This is a genomic window from Clostridium sp. 1001271st1 H5 (genome assembly GCF_005845215.1).
Classification (GTDB): Bacteria; Bacillota; Clostridia; order Lachnospirales; family Lachnospiraceae; genus Enterocloster.
The window spans coordinates 37,706-56,937 of record NZ_SPHO01000024.1; the positions used below are offsets into that span (position 1 = coordinate 37,706).

Genomic DNA, 19,232 nt, shown 5'->3' on the forward strand with positions numbered 1-19,232 from the left:
TGAACTGATTATACCTGCTTTTTTCTTCCAAACCAATCAATAAAACCGATGTCCATGATTAATTTTCCGACTTTTTTACACCATTTATACAGATGAAACTTTCCCTTGTCCTGTTGGAGGATATGGTATATATTAAATTAAGACAGGAAATTTCCACTGAAAACAGGAGAAACTTATGAAATACCTGAAACGGATAAAACATGACTTTGAAAATCTATCCATGAAAAACAAGCTGCTGGCCGTTGTATTGTCCAATGTGGTGCTGATTCTGATTATAGCGCTGGCAGGACTGCGGATTTCCTCCAATGCATACAATGAACAGCTCTACAAGGCCATTGCCGGAAATCTGTCCTTTTCATCCCGGACCATTTCCAGCAACTTAAAGAGCATCGAGACCCTTTCCTCTGTCATTATCTCCTCCTCTGTGATTCAGGATTCCTTAAACAGCATTGACAGTACGGATGACCCTCTTGTATGGTCTGACAACAACCCGCTCATCAGCACAGCCATCAACAATTACCAGCAGGCATATAAAAATAACGGCGTATCCGCGATTGCCTTAAACAACCGGTATTTCCAGAACCTGACGAACTTCGTGGTCATAAACAATGCAGATGGGGACACGGTGCAGGACGCGGTGGACAGGGCCAGGCAGCGTGAGGGAGCCATCACCTGGACCATCGACTATGACCACGGCCTGTATATACTCAGCCGCAGTGTCAGGAAGGTGTACAACCTGGAGCTGGACCACCTGGGCGATCTGCTGGTATTTGTGGACCTGGACCGGATTGTAAGGGATGCCAACCGGGCGGTGACCACCTATGATGATTCCAGCTATATCCTCTTTGACGGGGACCAGCTCATTTACACCTCTGCCGGAATCGACCCTGAAACCGCCAATGGCTTTATGAAACAGACGGGCCAGCCCTACAGCATTGTGCACCATGACGGGCACAGCTATTTTGCAGTTAAGAACACCATTCCCCATTACAACTGGACTTACATAAACCTGGTCCCATATGACCAGATTGCCAATTCCACAGGCATGGCCTACCGGCTTATCCTGGCCATGCTCATTGTGGGCTTCATCATTGCCATGGCATTTTCCAGACGGCTGACCCGTTACATCTTAAAGGACTTCAATCTTTTAATCAAAAAGATGGAATTCTTCAGCAGCACGGAGCTTAAAATGCCTGAGGTGGAGGTGGATTACAGTAAACGGACCGATGAAATCAGCCGGCTGCACCAGCATTTTGACACCATGGCGGGGCGCATCCAGTACCTGGTCCAGAACAATTATGTGAATCAGATTTTAAGCCGGGACGCCAAGCTTAAGGCGCTGGAATCCCAAATCAATCCCCACTTTTTATACAACACCCTGGAAACCATTAACTGGAGGGCCAAGGCGCTGAAGGACCAGCAGATTTCCTCCATGGTGGAATCCCTGGGAACCCTGCTCCGCGCCACCCTCAGCAACAAAAAACCCCTGGTGACCCTGGACTATGAGATTGGGCTGGCCGGAAGCTACATGACCATCCAGAAAATACGCTTTGAGGACCGCCTTCTCTTCCATGTGGAGTGTCCCGAAGAACTGGGCAGGGCCCTTATCCTGCCCCTTACCATCCAGCCCCTTCTGGAAAATGCCATCCGCTACGGCATGGAAGAAATGATGGATACCTGCGAAATCAGCATACGGACCTATCGGGAAGGGGAGCTGCTGATTGTGGAGGTGTCAAATGAAGGCTCTGTATTTGAGGACGGACTCCTTGAAAAGCTTCAGGACGGCACCAAAAATGCCCATGGCTTTGGCATCGGCCTGGTCAATATCCACCAGCGCATCCAGATGTTTTTTGGGGAATCCTACGGGCTGTCCTTTAAGAACCTGAATGAAAAGGCCATTGCAGTCATCACAATACCATACAGAACAGAGGAAGAAGACTATGCTTAAATTAATCATTGCAGACGATGAACGCATCATACGAGAAACCATATCCACCATCATCAACTGGAAGGAGTACGACATCGAGGTGGTGGGCCTGTGCAAAAACGGCATGGAAACATATGACATGATAATGGACGAAACGCCGGATATCGTGCTGACCGACATCCGGATGCCCGGCATGGACGGCCTGGAGCTGATTCGCAGGATTTCAGGCACGGATTTAAATGTACAGTTCATCATCCTCTCCGGCTACGGGGAGTTTGAGTACGCCAAGGAAGCCATGAAAAACGGGGTCAAGTACTATCTCCTTAAGCCCTGCAATGAACTGCAGATTATTGACTGTATTGAGCAGTGCAAAAAGGACTGTTACCAGCAGAAAATCATGGAGCGGATAGTGTCAGACCGCTTCATGGCAATCAACAGCATGAACCACAATGTCATTTTCAGTATTATCAATGACAGCATATGCCAGAACCGCAGTTTTCCCGACATCATACGGTCCTATGAATCCTACATCGACTTTAAATTCACAGGCTACAGGCTGTATTACGTGTATTTCCTGTCCTTTGAACACCTGGAGGAGTTTCTGGATGATTTAAGGCTGTACTGCGGGGAAAACATCTCCTCGGTCATCATCCACGGCATATACGTAAATAATACCCTGCTTCTGTTCTTTAAGGACTTTGCCGCAAACTACCGGGACCTGGAACGTTTCATCTGCCAAAGGCACTACCAGGGCCAGGCCGTTACCCTGGAAACCGAATCCACCCTGTATTCCAACCTGGAACAGCTTCTGGTGGTGGTCCTTAAGAAAATCAGGCGGTTTGGGATGATTTACTATATCAATAATTTCCATCTGCTCTACACCTGCAATTACAACACCCATATAAATGAACTGGAGCAGCTGTGCCAGTCCATCCTGAACAGGCACCAGGATTCCATGCAGAAGCTGACCGAGCTTATTAAGGATATAAATGACATCACCTTTTTAAAACAGATTGCCAGCAACCTGTTTATGAAGCTTACCCTGAACATCCCTTCCCTCTCATCCACCCAGCTGACCGAACTGCTGGTCCGGATTGAAAATGAACAGAGTCTGACAGACCTTAAAAACCTTGCCATTGAACGGGTGGAGGATATACTGAGGGAGCCGGACAGCGGCCAGTCCGTCAGCACCATGACCCAGCAGATATTTGATTATGTAAGCCGGAACCTGCAGGATGACAACCTGACCCTTAAATATATTGCCAAAAACTATCTCTTTATGAATGTGGACTATGTCAGCAAAAAATTCCTGAAGGAAACAGGCACCAAGTTTTCCACCTACCTGGCTGACATGCGGATTAAGACCGCCAAACAGCTGCTGGCATCCAGAGGACTTGATAAGATACAGGACGTGGCCCAGGAAGTGGGACTCGGAAACAATCCACAGTATTTTTCCCAGCTATTCAAGAAAAAAACAGGTATGACCCCCAGCGCCTACATCACACAGGTCTGCGGAAGACCAGGCAGATAAAGGGCAATCCCCTTTGCCCCAGGCAATCTCCGCAGACAATTTTTTAAAAAGCCTGTAATTTTTACTTGACTTATACCACATTCTATGTAAGAATATGACGAGGCACAAATCAGTGCCATATCTGGCTGGTCCGGCTATCGCACTGGTAGAGTGTGAACTATTTCCCAAAATCAATATTTTACAATATAATGCGCAAAGGAGACTCCCATGAGACATTTATTGAATCCCTTAGACTTCTCTGTGGAAGAAATTGATGACCTTCTGGCCCTTGCAAGGGACATTGAACAGAATCTTCCAGGATATGCCCATGTATGTGACGGCAAGAAACTGGCCACCCTTTTCTACGAGCCAAGTACACGGACACGTTTAAGTTTTGAAGCTGCCATGCTGAACCTGGGCGGCAGTGTATTAGGTTTTTCATCCGCCAATTCCAGTTCTGCTGCAAAAGGCGAAAGCGTAGCCGATACCATCCGCATGATTTCCTGTTATGCTGATATCTGTGCCATGAGGCATCCAAAAGAAGGCGCTGCATTCGTAGCCGCCCAGAAGGCCCAGATTCCAGTCATTAATGCCGGGGATGGCGGCCACCAACATCCCACCCAGACCTTAACTGACCTTATGACCATACGCTCCATGAAGGGACGTCTGGACAATCTGACGGTCGGCTTCTGCGGAGACCTGAAATTCGGCCGTACCGTACATTCCTTAATCAACGCCATGGTCCGTTATCCCAACATCAAATTTATACTGATTTCCCCTCCTGAGCTGCGTATCCCGGACAATATCCGCGACGACGTGCTCATTGCCAACCATGTGCCTTTTGAGGAGGTGGGCAACCTGGACGACGCTCTGGGGCAGTTAGACATCCTTTACATGACACGCGTACAGAAGGAGCGCTTCTTCAATGAGGAAGATTACATCCGTTTGAAAGACTGTTACATTTTAGATAAGAAGAAAATGAAGCTTGCCAAGGAAGACATGTATGTGCTCCATCCTCTTCCCAGGGTAAATGAAATATCCGTGGAAGTGGATGACGACCCAAGGGCTGCCTATTTCAAGCAGGCACAGTACGGCGTATACGTGCGTATGGCATTAATCATGAGATTACTGGAGGTGCAGAAGCCATGTTAAACATCAGCGGATTAAAAGAAGGCATTGTCCTGGACCACATTGAGGCAGGAAAAAGCCTGGACATCTACTATCACCTGGGCCTGGACAAGCTGGAATGCCAGGTAGCCATCATCAAGAATGCCCGCAGCAACAAGATGGGACGCAAGGATATCATTAAAATCGAGGGCGGACTGGATACGGTTGACTTAAAGGTACTGGGCTACATTGACCACAACATTACGGTGAACATCATCCGCGGGGACAAGATTGCCGAAAAACGGGCATTAAAGCTTCCCAAGAAAATCACCAATGTGATTCAGTGCAAGAACCCCCGCTGCATCACATCCATTGAGCAGGAGCTTCCCCATATCTTCTACCTGGCAGACGAGAAGGCAGAGGTTTACCGCTGCCAGTACTGCGAAGAGAAATACAGCGAATTTAAATAAAAAGGTTGTGGGACATTCCCATAAATACATGAAAAGGCAGCCCGGCGTCAATTCCCTTTGGAATTCGCCGGACTGCCTTATCTTTTTTCCCAGACCCATTATCTCTGCTTATCAGCCGGCACGATTTCCAGCCAGTAACCGTCCGGATCCTTGATGAAATAAATGCCCATGCCCGGATTCTCGTAGCAGATGCATCCCATCTCCTCATGGTGCTTATGGCAGCTCTCAAAATCATCCACATGGAATGCCAGGTGGAATTCGCACTCTCCCAGGTCATAGGCTTCCTGCCGGTCCCGCAGCCATGTCAGCTCCAGGGTAAAGCCAGTTACGCCGTCTCCCAGATATACCAGCTTAAAGGAGCCGTCCGAAGCATTTTTCTCTCTCACCGGTTCCAGGTCCAGCGCCTCCTTATAAAAGGCCAGGCTCTTTTCCAAATCCAATACATTAAAATTAAAATGGTTAAATGTAATCATAGTTCTCTCCTTTCTTTGTACAAAACCGGCCTGCACCGCAGGATGCAGACCGGTACATGAAACATGTTTAATTCTTGGGAACCATCACTTCCATGCCGCCCATGTAAGGACGCAGCACTTCCGGAATCTTCACGCTGCCGTCCGCCTGAAGGTTGTTCTCCAGGAAAGCGATCAGCATACGCGGAGGAGCCACCACAGTATTGTTCAGGGTGTGGGCCAGGTACTTGCCTCCGTCCTCCCCCTGTACGCGGATTCTCAGACGGCGGGCCTGGGCATCTCCCAGGTTGGAGCAGCTTCCCACCTCAAAATACTTCTTCTGTCTTGGGGACCATGCCTCCACATCCACGGACTTCACCTTAAGGTCAGCCAGGTCGCCGGAGCAGCACTCCAGTGTGCGGACCGGAACATCCAGGGAACGGAATAAATCCACGGTGTTCTGCCACAGCTTGTCATACCACATAGGGCTTTCCTCAGGCCTGCAGACCACAATCATCTCCTGCTTTTCAAACTGGTGGATACGGTAAACGCCTCTCTCCTCAATGCCGTGGGCGCCCTTCTCCTTGCGAAAACAGGGAGAATAGCTGGTCAGGGTCAGGGGAAGCTGCTGCTCCGGCGTGATGGTGTCGATGAATTTGCCAATCATGGAGTGCTCGCTGGTACCAATCAGGTACAGGTCCTCCCCCTCAATCTTATACATCATGGCATCCATCTCGGCAAAGCTCATAACGCCTGTTACCACGTTGCTGCGAATCATGAAAGGAGGCACGCAGTAGGTAAATCCGCGGTTAATCATAAAATCCCTTGCATAGGAAATCACTGCTGAATGAAGCCTTGCAATATCTCCCATCAGATAATAGAAGCCATTGCCCGCCACTCTTCTGGCCGCGTCCAGGTCAATGCCGTTAAACCGCTCCATAATGTCTGTGTGATAGGGAATCTCAAAATCCGGTACCACGGGCTCGCCAAACCGCTCCACTTCCACGTTTTCACTGTCATCCCTGCCAATGGGTACGGTTGGGTCGATGATATTGGGAATGGTCATCATAATCTTTGTAATCTTCTCAGAAAGCTGTCCTTCTTTTTCCTCCAGCTCCGCCAGACGTGCTGAATTGGCGCTGACCTCCTGCTTCACGGCCTCTGCCTCGTCCTTCCTGCCCTGGCCCATGAGCATGCCAATCTGCTTGGACAGTTTATTGCGGCTGGCCCTTAAATCATCGGCCTCCTTCTGTGTAGTCCTTGCCTCTGTGTCCAGTGAAATCACTTCGTCCACCAGCGGCAGCTTGCTGTCCTGGAATTTATTCTTAATGTTCTGCTTTACAATCTCCGGGTTCTCTCTAACAAATCTTAAATCTAACATGGTATTCCTCCTGGATTTCCTTGATATACTATCTTCCATTTCTGGACAGGTATTCCTGTACTGTTAAAGAGTATATAACATTTTCCCAGGAAATAAAAGCCCTTTTTCTGTTTTTTCCTGCTGCCGTTTTCCTTCTGTCTGTCTGCTGTACCGGCATACGCCGTCCACATAAGTGGCTTCCACCGGAATGCAGGCCAGCTCCTCCGGGGCGGTTTCAAAAGGATTTGCCCCCAGTATCACAAAATCCGCCAGCATTCCCGGAGCAATCCGTCCCTTTACCCTCTCCTCAAAGGAAGCCCAGGCGCCTTCTGCGGTATAGGAATCCAGGGCCTGCTTTATATCCAGGGCCTGTTCCGGAAGATAGGGGCCTGTATGGTCACTCACCGTTGTCCTGGTAACCGCGCATTGTATTCCCTTCATCACATCCGGCAGCTCCACCGGACAGTCTGAGCCATTGGAGGTACGGGTAATCTCATAGAGGGTCCGGAAATGATAGCTGGATGCAGCCCTCTCCTTTCCAATGCGTTCCTCCACAATGTGGATGTCATAATCAAGAAAAATGGACTGGATGTATGCATGGAGGGACAGCCTTCCAAACTGCTCCAGCTGGTCCGGCCGTGTAATCTGGCAGTGGACAATGCCGTGGCGGTGGTCCTCTCTGGGATTCTGTGCAAGGGCCGTTTCATAGGCTGCCAGGACATCATCCAGAATGCCGTCCCCAATGGCATGGACAGCCACCTGCATTCCCTGGGAATTGGCATAGCCCACCATATCCTTAAGCTGCTGTCTGGTAAAAATAGGGATTCCCCGGGTGGATGCGTCGTCCGCGTAGGGCTGGCTGAGATAGGCGCTCCTGGCTCCCAGGGAACCGTCTCCCAGCATTTTAAGGGGGCCAATCTTAAACCATTGGCTGCCCCAGCCCGTATTATACCCCTTTTCCACAAATCCCTTAAGCTCCTCCAGGGTGGTGAACTGGGACTGCTCACAGACCCGGACCGTCATCCTTCCCTCTGCTTCCAGTTCCCTGTATGCCTCCAGCACCCTCTCATAAGGCACGTTGTTAAAGGCCAGCAAATCATCTGTCTGGGAGGAGGTGACACCGTAACGGTTCAGCGCTTTGGACGCTGTCCGTATCATTTCCTTTATATCCTCCTTTGCCGGCTCAGGCAGGCATCCATAGATTAGGTCCATTGCATTTTCCCGGAATATTCCGTTGGGCATCCCGTTTTCATCCACCTCATAGAGGCCGCCTTCCGCCTGGGGCGTATTCCCAGTGACGCCTGCCAGATTAAGGGCCATGGTATTCACCACACAGGCGTGGCCGCATGTCCTTGTAAGACAGATGGGGTGGTCCGTGGATATCATATCCAGGTCATGGCGGTCCGGAAACCGCTTTTCGTCCTGAAAATAATCATGGTTCCATCCCCTTCCCATTACCCAGGTACCGGGCTTTACGGACTGTTCCCGGATAAATTCCTTCATATACTCCTTCATTCCGGCCAGGGACCGGGTGTGCAGGGATAAATCCGCTGCGCGGAGGGCGTTTCCATAGCTCAGAATATGCATGTGGGAATCATTAAATCCGGCGCACACAAACCTTCCCTTTAAATCCTTCACCTCATCCCCTGCATCCCCCATGGCCAGGGCGCCTTCATCAGTGCCTGCATAAATAAACTTACCCTCCTCCACCACAAAGGCCCGGCACAGGGGAAACTCCCCTGTGTACACAACGCCATTCCGATAGATTGTTCTCATGCCGTCCCTCCCCTTATTCAGTCTTATCCTGCCCCGCTTACAGCTGTCACAGACCAAACTCATGAAATAACCGGTCCTGATACTGCCGGTCCGTGGCCGCCCGAATAATATCATCTGTCCTGCCAGCCTCTGCCAGCCTTGCATTCAGGGTGTTTACACGCTCAAGCGCCTGTACGGCCCCTTCTCTTTTGCCTTCCCTCATACCCTTCTCAATACCTTTCTCAATACCTTGCTCAATACCTTGCTCCAACAGCATTTCACCTAGAACAGTCATTCCAATCCTCTCCTTTATCTGACCTAATTCCTCCCGGTTCAAGAACTTGACTGCCAGTGCATACAGCACTGACTGCATCTTTTTTCTCTCGTCATCGTCTATATCAAGTTCCTTCCTCTGTAAAAACTCCATCCCCTGATAAATGCGTTTCGCCATGCCCATGGTTCCCGACATGAACGGAGCCAACAGCAGCGGAAACACATCGCGGCGTTTCAGCGCCTTACCCTTGCGAATCTTCCGCCCCAGCTTTTCAAAAACCTTATCCCCACTCCTGTCTCTCAGACGCACCAGTTTTATTCTGTAGACACTATCACCATTCATCAGTTCCCTCATCAGGACCTTTACCTTTGATGTGCACAATACCACGGTCGTAACCTGGACATCATACGCAAATCCTATGTAGGCCTCGTATTCACGGAACCGCCTCAAGTCTTTCTGCGTAATGCTGTCGCTCTCAAACTCCAGATGCCTCCATGAACCGTCTGTCATGATGAAATTAAAGTCCTCCTCCAGCCTGCGCATCTCCAGATGAATGTGTTCAGTAGGCGCAATTCCGGCTATCCTGCCCTCTACTCCCACATACGGCAGTAAATCCTCGCCAAAAAACTGGGCCGCCATCTTCATCACCCGGTCCTCTATCTGGCTAAAGCCCATGTTTTCCGCCCGGTCAGACTGGTTTCTTTTTCCCATACAGCCTCCTGTTCCGGCAAGCCATATAAGACCCTATCCCCATTATAGCGTTTTCTCATAAACCAGACAATAGTTCCTTTGCCTTTCGTGTACTAAAACGATACTTAATAATGGAATAATTGCCCGACGTATATGTATACTGGGCTGAATAATTAGATGAAAGCTAAAAAACAGATACATTCAGATTTCTTAAAATAGGATAATGAGCGATAGATGCTTATATTTCCCTATTGTCTGGTTTCTATAATATAACACCATCCCGGGAAAAACGCAATGGATAAGCTTTTTTATTCTGCCGCCTGAACTGTGGCCTGCATACAATCCAGGCGGCCTTTCCGCCTCATGTCAGCGTCCCCGCCTTATGCCGGTTTTCCCGCGCCGCATCAAGCTTCCCCGCTTTATACCGGTTTTCCCGGTTCATGCCTGCTGTCCACTGCACGGACAAGCACCTCCATCAGTTCCTCAAAGCACACGCCGTTGGCTATGGGTATTTCCAGCTCCTCGGACCTGGCAATGCAGGCTTTTACGAAAGAGGCCGCCAGGCGCACCGCGCGGTCCAGACTCCATCCCCTTACGGCGGCAGCCGACACCACGGAGGAGAACACATCCCCGGTTCCCGGCCTCTCATGGCCCACACGCCTGGTTCTAGGGAAGGCGGTCCGCTCTCCCTCAGCCACCACATTCATAATAAAACCGCCCTGGTTCACACCTGTGATAACCACGCATCTGGGTCCCATGGCCTGGATTTCCCCTGCCAGCTCCTTAAGTTCCGTCCTGCTCCAGCCATCCCTGCGGTAAGTCCTGCCGGTCAGGATACACGCTTCTGTCAGATTGGGGGTAACAATATCCCCCATGGACACCAGCTCCTTCATGCGGCTGCACATGGCCGGCGTATAGGTCGCATAAGTCTCCCCGTGGTCCCCCATAATTGGGTCTATAATTACCTTGGTATCTTCCTGGCCGAACTGCCGTATCACATCCATCACAATCTCAATCTGCGCCTCGGAACCCAGAAAACCGCTGACAATGCCGTCAAAGGTCAGCTCCAGCTCCTTCCACTTGCGGATGAACTCTCCCATCTTCGCCGTGTAATCGTCAAAGAAATAGACGGGAAACCCTGTGTGGTTGGACAAGATGGAGGTGGGTATGGGGCAGCACTGGACCTTCATGGCGGATAAAATGGGAATAGCCACTGTCAGGGAACAGCGGCCGTATCCGGATAAATCATTAATCATGGCAATCTTTTTCTGTCGGTAAGCACTCATGTCAAATCTCCTGTCATCTGAGCCGGTCAAAGAGCCCGGTCCTTATAAGTGTGCTGCGAAGGGGCATGTAGATGGCCACCGCCGCAATGGCAGATGTAACCGCATTGATGGAGGTGGAGGCAATGTTCCAGGCCAGCACCAGCTCTGCCGCAGGCTTGCCCAGAATGGCCAGCTTATAATAATATCCCACCAATGGGTCAAAAATAACATTGAACAGCAGCCCGCAGACAGAGGCAGCCACCACAAAACGGAATACATGGCGCTTATCGGAGCTCTCATTAATCCTGCCAAGCCTGTGGGCCACCAGACCGGTTATCAGGCCGATGCAGAGTTTTAACAGAAAGGTTTTCGGCGCATACACAACATAAACAGGGTCGAACAAATCCCCGATGGTCATGCCCAGAGCACCCCCTAATCCGCCGTAAAAACCTCCTAACATCAGGGCTCCCAGGACACAGACCGCATTGCCCAGATGGATGGAGGTGGCATCGCCTCCCGGAAGGGTAATCTTTATCTGCAAAAATGTAAAAACCACATAGGATAATGCCGCAAACAGGCCGGTCAGGGCCAGCTTGTAGATACGGCTGTCTTCCAGGCCCCTGTTATGACCTGCTGTCACTGCACTGGATGTCTTCATACTAACACTCTCCTCATATTGTATATTTCTTACTGCATGGAATGCATCCATTCATGTCACCTATGGTATCACTAAGGTGGAATGTTTTAAATATCCAGTTTGATAAGTTTTGACCAGGCCAGTTTTGTAAGAATTCATGAAAACAAACATCCGGAATCAATTTTGTCAATCATGGGATTCCACCACAATCAGCACCCCGTCCGTAAAGGTAATGGTCCCTTCCTCCCCCACAAGTTCATTGCTGATACAGAGGCTGGTGCCTATTTCTATGTCCTTCTCATGGAGCGGGTACTTAAAGCCGGTAAGGGTAATGCCCCTGACCTCCCCGGTAAGCGGAAGGAAGGAAATGTATTTCCCCCAGGTCTCATTCCTCTTAAAGGTCCTCTCCCCGTCTATCAGGTAAATACGGTTCTGGCTGTCCAGGATATATGCCTCCATTCCCTTTTGCAGGCATGGAAACAGCAGATGGATATTGCCCAGCATATGGTCCATGCGTCCGCCTGTGGCACCCAGCACCACCACCTGGGTGCATCCCGTTGCCTGGGCTTTTAAAAGGGCCAGCTCTGTGTCCGTTTCATCCTTTTCCGGCTGATGGGTATCCCAGACAATATGTTCCATTCTCCTGTAATATGCCAGTACCTCCGGCCGCACCGTGTCAAAATCACCTACAATCATATCCGGCTCCAGGCCCAGGGCCTTTACGGCCTCCAGTCCTGCATCCACTGCAATGACTTTATCAAATGTTTCCTGTCCCAAAAAAGAACCGGCGAAGGACAGGTCCAGTTTTCCGCCGGTTATAATCAGACAACGCTTCATTTCTCATATTCCTTTAAAATATCCATGAATTCCCTGGTTCTGGCAGAGGGGTCCTGGCCAAAGACAGCAGAGCCAGCCACAAATATATTGGCGCCCGCCTCAATGATTTCCCGGACATTGCCTGCATTTACACCGCCGTCCACCTGAATGTCCGTCTTAAGCCCCTGGTCATTCAGCATGTCTCTGAGCCGGCGTATCTTGTTCAGGGTATAAGGAATAAACTTCTGGCCTCCGAAACCAGGATTCACGGTCATTATAAGCACCATATCCAGAGCACCGAGGATACACTCCAGGGATTCCACGGGTGTGGCCGGATTCAAAGCCACGCCTGCCTTCAGACCGGCTTCCTTAATCTGGTTCACCACACGGTCCAGATGGGTACAGGCCTCAGCCTGGACTGTTATAATATCCGCTCCGCAGTCCTTCATATCCTCCACATAGCGTCCCGGCTCCTCCACCATCATGTGCACATCAAAAACAGCCCTTGTACATGGGCGCAGGCTCTTGATTACCGGCATGCCAAAGGAGATGCTGGGCACAAAAGCCCCGTCCATCACGTCCAGGTGAAGATACTCGGCCCCTGCCCCGTACACCTCCTTCACCTGTTCTCCCAGGCGGGTAAAATCAGCCGCAAGAATCGACGGCGCTAATTTATAATACATGTCTAGTACCTCCTTTTATTTTTCAGGTCCTCATACATGAGGATGTAATTGTCATACCGGCTGGCGCTCAGCTCACCCCGTTTCAGGGCCTCCTTCACACCGCAGACCCGCTCGCCCACGTGGAGGCATCCCAGGAATTTGCACTCGTCCTCATATGGCCCGAACTCAGGAAAATAATCCTTCAACGCTCCCGGCTCCAGGGTATCAATGAACATGGAGCTGAATCCCGGCGTATCCATCATGTAGGTGTCCTCTTCCACATAAAACAGTTCGGAATGCCGGGTGGTATGGCGTCCCCTCTCAATCTTATGGCTGATATCCCCTGTCTCCATGGCTGCCTGAGGCTGGATGCAGTTAGTCAGTGAGGATTTTCCCACGCCCGACGGCCCGGCCAGTACTGAGGTTTTTCCTCTGAGGATTTTTCTCATTTCCCCCAGCCCTGTGTCGTCGTAGGTACTGACAAAATGGACCTCATACCCTGCCCTCTCATAGATAGCCCGGTACTTATCCACAAGACCTGCCTCCCCCAAATCAACCTTGTTAAAGCAGATGATGACCGGCACCCCCTGAATCCCCATCATCACCAGAAAACGGTCCAGAAGGTTCAGATTCGGTTCCGGATGCGTGACGGCAAACACGACCAGAGCCTGGTCCACATTTGCCACGGCCGGACGGATAAGGGCGTTCTCCCGGGGAAGGATGGCGTCGATATTCCCCTCCTTCTCCCCCTCATCCAAAACAGAGAACTCCACATTGTCCCCCACCAGGGGCTTAATCTTGCGGTTGCGGAACACGCCCTTAGCCTTGCACTGGTACACATGGTTCCTGCCGTCATTGACATAATAAAAGCCTGCAATTCCTTTGATTATCTTACCTGTCATATACTCCTCTTATCCCACCGGGAAAAATGACACCGGATAGGACTTGATTACTGTTAAATTATCTGCATCCACCACTTCCACCATACCGCTGTCCACACCGTAGGCCCCCTTGATTCTGGGGAATACCACGGGCACGGTCTGGGCTCCCACTACCAGCCTTGGACTCATTAGGGTGGTGTAAACAGAAGCACCCTCATCGTTGGTCTGGTTGAGGCGAATCAGCACGCGCACGCTGCTGGTCTGGGAAGCCGGTCCTATATAGTTGCTCAGGGAACATGCCTCGTCAATAGAGCCGATATAATACCTCTCATCCTCCGCCTGGGTCTGTGCAGGCTTGCCGCTGACCACATAATCCACTGCTGAGCCCGGAGGAAGAATGGTTCCCGGCGACTCTGACTGATTGATAATCAGGCCCTCCTCCACCGTATCGCTGGCCTCCATGGTCACATTTCCTGTTAAAAGGCCTGCGCCTGCCAGCAGGGCGTCTGCTGATGTGGGCGGCTGTCCCAGAAGATTGGGGACCCGTCCCTCCACATTCTGGGAGCCCTTGCTTACATAGAGGCTGACACTCTCGCCCACCTTCACCACCTGGGGGCTGAACCGAATCACATTGCCCTTTATGACAGTGTCGCTGTTCTCCTCTGCAACCTCCACAGCCAGCCCTTTCTGCTCCAGCAGAAGCTTGGCGTCCTCTCCGGTCATCTGGGTCAGGTCCATGGCATTCAGGTCCACCTTATCGCTGCCCTTGCTGATTGTCACTCCCACGGTACTCCACTTCTTGACCACGGTGCCTGCCAGAATATCCTGGCCCATGACCTGTCCTTCCGTATAGTTATCAGAGTACTCGCTGCCCATGACCTCCATCACCAGGCTGCTCTCCTTCAGCTTTTCCCTGGCCATATCCTGGGGCAGCCCCAGAACACTGGGCATATTTATCTGGTCCTCTGTGTTAATGTCCACAATGGTGGGGGCGCCTTCGGTGGTCACGGCAACTGTCTCTGTGGACGGCTTATTGCTGCCCTGCCTGAAGAGCCCTGTAAGGCGTGAAAATACAAACAGCACCACCGCCACAATAATGATTGCCGCCACAATACCGAAGGCCGTAATGATGCGCTCAAACTGAGTGCTCACATCGTCTCCGTCGTTCTTTTTCCTGGTATGGAGGCGGCCTTCTTTTTTGTGCTGTTTCGGCTTGTTCCTGCCCTGGGGTTCAGTCTTTTCTTCCTCCGGTTCATCCAGAACCTCCTCGGGATAGTTTTTCCTGCCGCCCTGGATGCTGTTCAGTTCTTCCCTTGTAATGGACCTGGTCTTGCCAAGCTCATCCTCTTCCCCGTCCTTGCGGGCATAGATATCCCCCTCCGGGTCCATCAGAGCCTTACGAAGGTCCTCAATCACATCCGCCACACAGGAATAACGGCGGTCAGGACGTTTTTGCGTACATTTTAATATAATCTGTTCCAGCGCATGGGACATGTCAGGCACATACTGGCTGGGCGGCGTAACCGGCTCCTCCAGATGGGCCAGAGCCACAGTGACCGTGTTGTCCCCCTCAAAGGGCACACGCCCTGTGACCATCTCATACATGGTGATGCCAAAGGAATAGATGTCGCTGCGCTCATCGCAGTAGCCGCCCCTGGCCTGTTCCGGTGAGATATAATGGACAGAGCCCACTGCCGTGGCGTTCATGGTCTGGGAGGACACGGCCCTGGCAATGCCGAAGTCAGCTACCTTCACCTTGCCGTCCCTGGATATAATCATGTTCTGGGGCTTGATGTCACGGTGTATGATGTGCTGTTCATGGGCCGCCGCTATGCCCTGTCCCACCTGGAGTGCGATTCCGATGGCTTCCTTGCTCTCCAGATACCCTTTATTCTCGATATAATTTTTAAGAGTGATGCCCTCAATCAGCTCCATGACAATATAATGGTATACATCCTCATCCACAACATCATAGACACTGACAATATTGGGATGGGACAAACGAGCTGCTGACTGGGCCTCCATCTTGAATTTACTCACAAAATTCTCGTCAAAGGCAAATTCCTCTTTTAATACCTTGATGGCAACCAGACGGTCCAGGGTATGGCACCGCGCCTTGTACACCACGGACATGCCGCCAGAGCCAATCCGTTCCAAAATCTCATAGCGGTTCTGAAGATATGTTCCGGGAGTTAACATATGCCCGCCTCCCTTCCCGACGGATTCACAAGAACCACCGCAATATTGTCAATGCCGCCCTGACGGTTGGCTTCCTCTATCAAAAGGGCTGCCTTTTCCTTAAGACTTCCCTCTCCTGTGACGATTTCATACATGGCCTGGTCCTCCAGCATATTGCTGAGGCCGTCGGAGCAGAGCAGGATATAATCCCCGTCCTCCAAATCCACTTCAAAGAAATCCGGCTCCACTTCCCTGCCGATTCCCAGGGCCCTGGTGATGATGTTCTTGCGCCTGTTATAATCCTCGCTTCCCCTTTTCATCTGTCCGATGGCCACCATCTCCTCCACATAGGAATGGTCCCTGGTAACCTGCCGGATGGAATCACCGTGTATGAGATAGAGACGGCTGTCGCCCACATTGGCCACATAGAGGATGTTGTCCTCCACCACGCCGGCCACCAGAGTACATCCCATCCCTTTCAGTTCTTCCCTTTTTAATGATTCTTCATACAGCATTCCATTCACTGCCTCAATGCCCTTTTTTAACTGCATCACAGGAGAGCCGTCCCCTGCCCTGTTTATGTATATCACCAGATTCTCCACCGCAAACCGTGAGGCATAATCACCGGCCCTGTGGCCGCCCATGCCGTCTGCCACCAGAAACAGGTTTGGCAGGGAGCCCACCTTTTCCGGTGAGGCATAAATATAGTCCTGGTTCATGGTCCTGACCCGGCCAATGTCTGTCAAAGCATATGCTTCCATGGTCATCCCTCTCCTTCCGTGCATTGTGGTGCCGCAGAAGCTTCCTTATAGCTTCTGCGCAGCTGGCCGCAGGCTCCGCCTATATCCCGGCCCATTTCTCTTCTAATAGTAACATTTATACCGTTTTTTTCAAGAAGATTTTTGAAATCCTGTATGGCCTTCTGGCCGGACTGGACGTAATCCCGTTCCTTGATGGGATTCACCGGAATCAGGTTCACATGGCCGTGCTGGTCCTTTATAAGCTTTGCCAAAGCCCTGGCCTCATCCAGATTGTCATTGACCCCCCGCACCAGACTGTACTCAAAGGTAAGACGGCGTCCGGTCGTTTCGTAGTAATAACGGCATGCCTCCAGCACGTCCTGTAATTGATAGCTGTTGGCTATGGGCATCAGGGTTTTTCTTACCTCGTCATTGGGAGCATGAAGGGAGAGCGCCAGTGTCACTGCCATGCCCTCCTGTGCAAACTTTTGAATACCCGGAACAATGCCGCAGGTGGAGATGGTAAGATTCCGCTGGCTGATATTCAGCCCCTTGTCATGGGAAATAAGCCGCAGGAAACGGATGACATTGTCATAGTTATCCATGGGTTCTCCTGAACCCATAACCACCACATTGGAGACACGCTCCCCTGTAATGGACTGAATCCTGTATACCTGTTCCAGCATCTCGGAGGGACGCAGGTTCCGTTCCAGGCCGTCCAGGGTGGAAGCGCAGAACCTGCAGCCCATGCGGCAGCCCACCTGGGAGGAGATGCAGACGGAATTGCCGTGGCGGTACTGCATCCACACGCTTTCAATCACATGGCCGTCCTCCAGGCCGAACAGATACTTCCTGGTACCGTCCACCTGGGAAATGCGCTCTTCCACCATCTTAAGGCAGGTAAGTCTGTACTGCTCCTTCAGTTTCTGCCGCAATTCCTTAGAAAGGCTGCTCATATCGTCAAATCCTTCCGCCAGCTTCACATGCATCCAGTCATAAAGCTGTTTTGCCCTGAAAGATTTCTCTCCCAGGGCCGCCATCTCCGCTGTCACTTCTTCCAGTGTCATGGATTTTATATCTTTCTTTCCATTGCAGTCCAATAAATCCAGCATAAAAACTCCTTCCAAAACCACCTCTAAATACCATCCCGGCCCGGTTCACTGTCCATGCGTCTGAATACGCTGATAAAGAACCCGTCATAGGGATGCACTCCCGGAAGAAACTGAACCCATCCCTCCTTTAATGAGGGCTCCTTGGGCAGTCCGTCAAACCGGTCCGTCAAATCCACCGGTTCAAGAGGGAACTGTTCTCTTAACCAGGCAGCATTGTCCTGGTTTTCCAGCCTGTCAATGGTACAGGTGCTGTAACAGAGAAGCCCTCCCGGCTTTACATACTGCCAGACAACAGACAGAATCTGCCGCTGGAGTCCTGCCAGCTCCTCCAGCTTTTCCGGCGTCATATTGTACTTAATGTCCGGCTTTCTCCCTATGATGCCCAATCCGGAACAGGGCAGGTCGGCTATGACAATATCCGCCTTTTTAACAGCCGACAAATCCGGCTCCAGGGCATCCCATACCAGGGTCTTCATGTTGGTCACGCCGCAGCGGGCCATGTTTTCCTCAATCAGGGCTGTTTTCTGATATGTAAGGTCCCTGGCTTCCACCATCCCGGTGCCCCTAAGCTTATCTGCCAGATGAAGGCTTTTGCCTCCCGGGGCAGCGCATACGTCTATGATATAATTTCCTTTTTCAGGGGATGCAATCTCCCCCACAAAGGCTGAGGTCACATCCTGTACCTGTATCCAGCCCTTTCTGAAGGCATCCAGTCCCTCCAGGTAATCATACCCGTCAATGGCTATCATGGACTCCATGAAGGGCAGCTCCGAGACCAATGTTCCCTGGTCCCTTAGGGAGGCCAGGATACGCTCCCTGTCCGCCCGGTGCAGGTTGCATCTGACCCAGGTTGGCTTATCCTCAAGAAAAGAGGCGGCAATCTTCTCCGCCTTCTCCTTTCCAAACTCCTTTTCCCACATGCCGTACATCCACTGAGGGATACTGTAGCGCAGGGAGGGAGTGTCAAAGGACAAATTCTCCTTTTCCCTGGAAATGGTCCGCAGTACGCCGTTCACAAAGCCCTTAAGCCCGGAAAAGTGACGTTTCACCGCCAGCTTCACCGCCTCATTGCAGACAGCGGAATCCGGTACGCGGTCCATATATAAAATCTGATACACGCTCATCCGCAGAAGACTGCGGATAAAGGGTTTCATCTTATTAATCTTAGTCTTGGAGTACCTGTTTATGACCTCATCAATCTGAATCAGGTATTCCAGGGTTCCTTCCACGGCACGGGTGATAAAGGACCGGTCCGCCTTGCCCAGGTACTGGTACTTCTGCAGTGCCTGGTTTAAGACCAGATGGACAAAAGCCCCCTGTTCCAGCACCTCCGTCAATATGTCCAGGACAATTTCCCGGTTTTCCAGTCCTCTGTCTAAGGTCTTTGCCATCTGAATTT

At 51.1% G+C, this 19,232-nt stretch carries 17 protein-coding genes; 4 read left to right on the forward strand and 13 right to left on the reverse strand.

Annotation, left to right across the window (positions count from 1 at the left end):
- The first annotated feature begins 175 nt into the window (after positions 1–175).
- From FGS84_RS25800 to FGS84_RS25815, 4 genes are all read left to right on the forward strand, one after another.
- Entirely contained in the window at positions 176–1,948 is a 1,773-nt protein-coding gene (locus tag FGS84_RS25800) for a sensor histidine kinase (protein ID WP_138311102.1), read from the forward strand.
- A complete protein-coding gene (locus FGS84_RS25805) occupies positions 1,941–3,458 on the forward strand; it encodes a response regulator (RefSeq protein ID WP_138311103.1) in 1,518 nt (505 codons plus the stop codon). Before FGS84_RS25800 ends, FGS84_RS25805 begins: the two co-directional genes overlap by 8 nt.
- 207 nt (positions 3,459–3,665) lie before the next feature.
- On the forward strand, positions 3,666–4,589 hold the full coding sequence (gene pyrB / locus FGS84_RS25810; protein WP_138311104.1) for an aspartate carbamoyltransferase: 924 nt from the start codon (positions 3,666–3,668) through the stop codon (positions 4,587–4,589).
- Entirely contained in the window at positions 4,583–5,014 is a 432-nt protein-coding gene (locus FGS84_RS25815; RefSeq protein WP_138311105.1) for an aspartate carbamoyltransferase regulatory subunit, read from the forward strand. Before pyrB ends, FGS84_RS25815 begins: the two co-directional genes overlap by 7 nt.
- Before the next feature lie 98 nt (positions 5,015–5,112).
- Here FGS84_RS25815 and FGS84_RS25820 read toward each other — a convergent pair whose 3' ends face one another.
- The 13 genes from FGS84_RS25820 to rsmB all read right to left on the reverse strand — a co-directional run bounded on the left by FGS84_RS25820 (position 5,113) and on the right by rsmB (position 19,224).
- A complete protein-coding gene (locus FGS84_RS25820) occupies positions 5,113–5,487 on the reverse strand; it encodes a VOC family protein (protein ID WP_138311106.1) in 375 nt (124 codons plus the stop codon).
- Between the two features lie 67 nt (positions 5,488–5,554).
- The gene (gene serS / locus FGS84_RS25825; protein WP_138311107.1) at positions 5,555–6,844 is read right to left on the reverse strand and encodes a serine--tRNA ligase; all 1,290 of its coding nucleotides are present in this window, start codon (positions 6,842–6,844) and stop codon (positions 5,555–5,557) included.
- A 63-nt stretch (positions 6,845–6,907) separates the two neighbouring features.
- A complete protein-coding gene (locus FGS84_RS25830) occupies positions 6,908–8,599 on the reverse strand; it encodes an amidohydrolase (RefSeq protein WP_138311108.1) in 1,692 nt (563 codons plus the stop codon).
- 46 nt (positions 8,600–8,645) lie between these two features.
- Positions 8,646–9,563 carry a hypothetical protein gene (locus tag FGS84_RS25835; protein WP_138311109.1) on the reverse strand — a complete coding sequence of 306 codons (918 nt, stop codon included), beginning with the start codon at positions 9,561–9,563 and terminating at the stop codon, positions 8,646–8,648.
- Positions 9,564–9,961: 398 nt separating this feature from the next.
- Positions 9,962–10,828 carry a pyridoxamine kinase gene (locus FGS84_RS25840; protein ID WP_138311110.1) on the reverse strand — a complete coding sequence of 289 codons (867 nt, stop codon included), beginning with the start codon at positions 10,826–10,828 and terminating at the stop codon, positions 9,962–9,964.
- A gap of 13 nt (positions 10,829–10,841) precedes the next feature.
- The gene (locus FGS84_RS25845) at positions 10,842–11,465 is read right to left on the reverse strand and encodes an ECF transporter S component (protein ID WP_138311111.1); all 624 of its coding nucleotides are present in this window, start codon (positions 11,463–11,465) and stop codon (positions 10,842–10,844) included.
- A gap of 165 nt (positions 11,466–11,630) precedes the next feature.
- Positions 11,631–12,281, reverse strand: a complete 651-nt coding sequence (locus FGS84_RS25850; RefSeq protein WP_138311112.1) for a thiamine diphosphokinase — start codon at positions 12,279–12,281, stop codon at positions 11,631–11,633.
- Positions 12,278–12,943 (reverse strand): ribulose-phosphate 3-epimerase, encoded by a 666-nt coding sequence (gene rpe / locus FGS84_RS25855; RefSeq protein WP_138311113.1) that lies wholly within the window; start codon positions 12,941–12,943, stop codon positions 12,278–12,280. The genes FGS84_RS25850 and rpe overlap by 4 nt, the downstream gene beginning before the upstream one ends.
- A 2-nt stretch (positions 12,944–12,945) precedes the next feature.
- A complete protein-coding gene (gene rsgA, locus FGS84_RS25860) occupies positions 12,946–13,824 on the reverse strand; it encodes a ribosome small subunit-dependent GTPase A (RefSeq protein WP_138311114.1) in 879 nt (292 codons plus the stop codon).
- Between the two features lie 9 nt (positions 13,825–13,833).
- The gene (pknB, locus tag FGS84_RS25865; RefSeq protein WP_138311115.1) at positions 13,834–16,002 is read right to left on the reverse strand and encodes a Stk1 family PASTA domain-containing Ser/Thr kinase; all 2,169 of its coding nucleotides are present in this window, start codon (positions 16,000–16,002) and stop codon (positions 13,834–13,836) included.
- A complete protein-coding gene (locus FGS84_RS25870) occupies positions 15,996–16,742 on the reverse strand; it encodes a Stp1/IreP family PP2C-type Ser/Thr phosphatase (protein ID WP_138311116.1) in 747 nt (248 codons plus the stop codon). Before FGS84_RS25870 ends, pknB begins: the two co-directional genes overlap by 7 nt.
- 2 nt (positions 16,743–16,744) lie before the next feature.
- Positions 16,745–17,833, reverse strand: coding sequence for a 23S rRNA (adenine(2503)-C(2))-methyltransferase RlmN (gene rlmN / locus FGS84_RS25875; protein WP_138311117.1), 1,089 nt, complete (start codon positions 17,831–17,833; stop codon positions 16,745–16,747).
- A 23-nt stretch (positions 17,834–17,856) separates the two neighbouring features.
- Complete coding sequence (gene rsmB, locus FGS84_RS25880; protein ID WP_138311118.1) at positions 17,857–19,224, reverse strand: 16S rRNA (cytosine(967)-C(5))-methyltransferase RsmB; 1,368 nt, start codon at positions 19,222–19,224, stop codon at positions 17,857–17,859.
- Positions 19,225–19,232 lie beyond the last annotated feature (8 nt).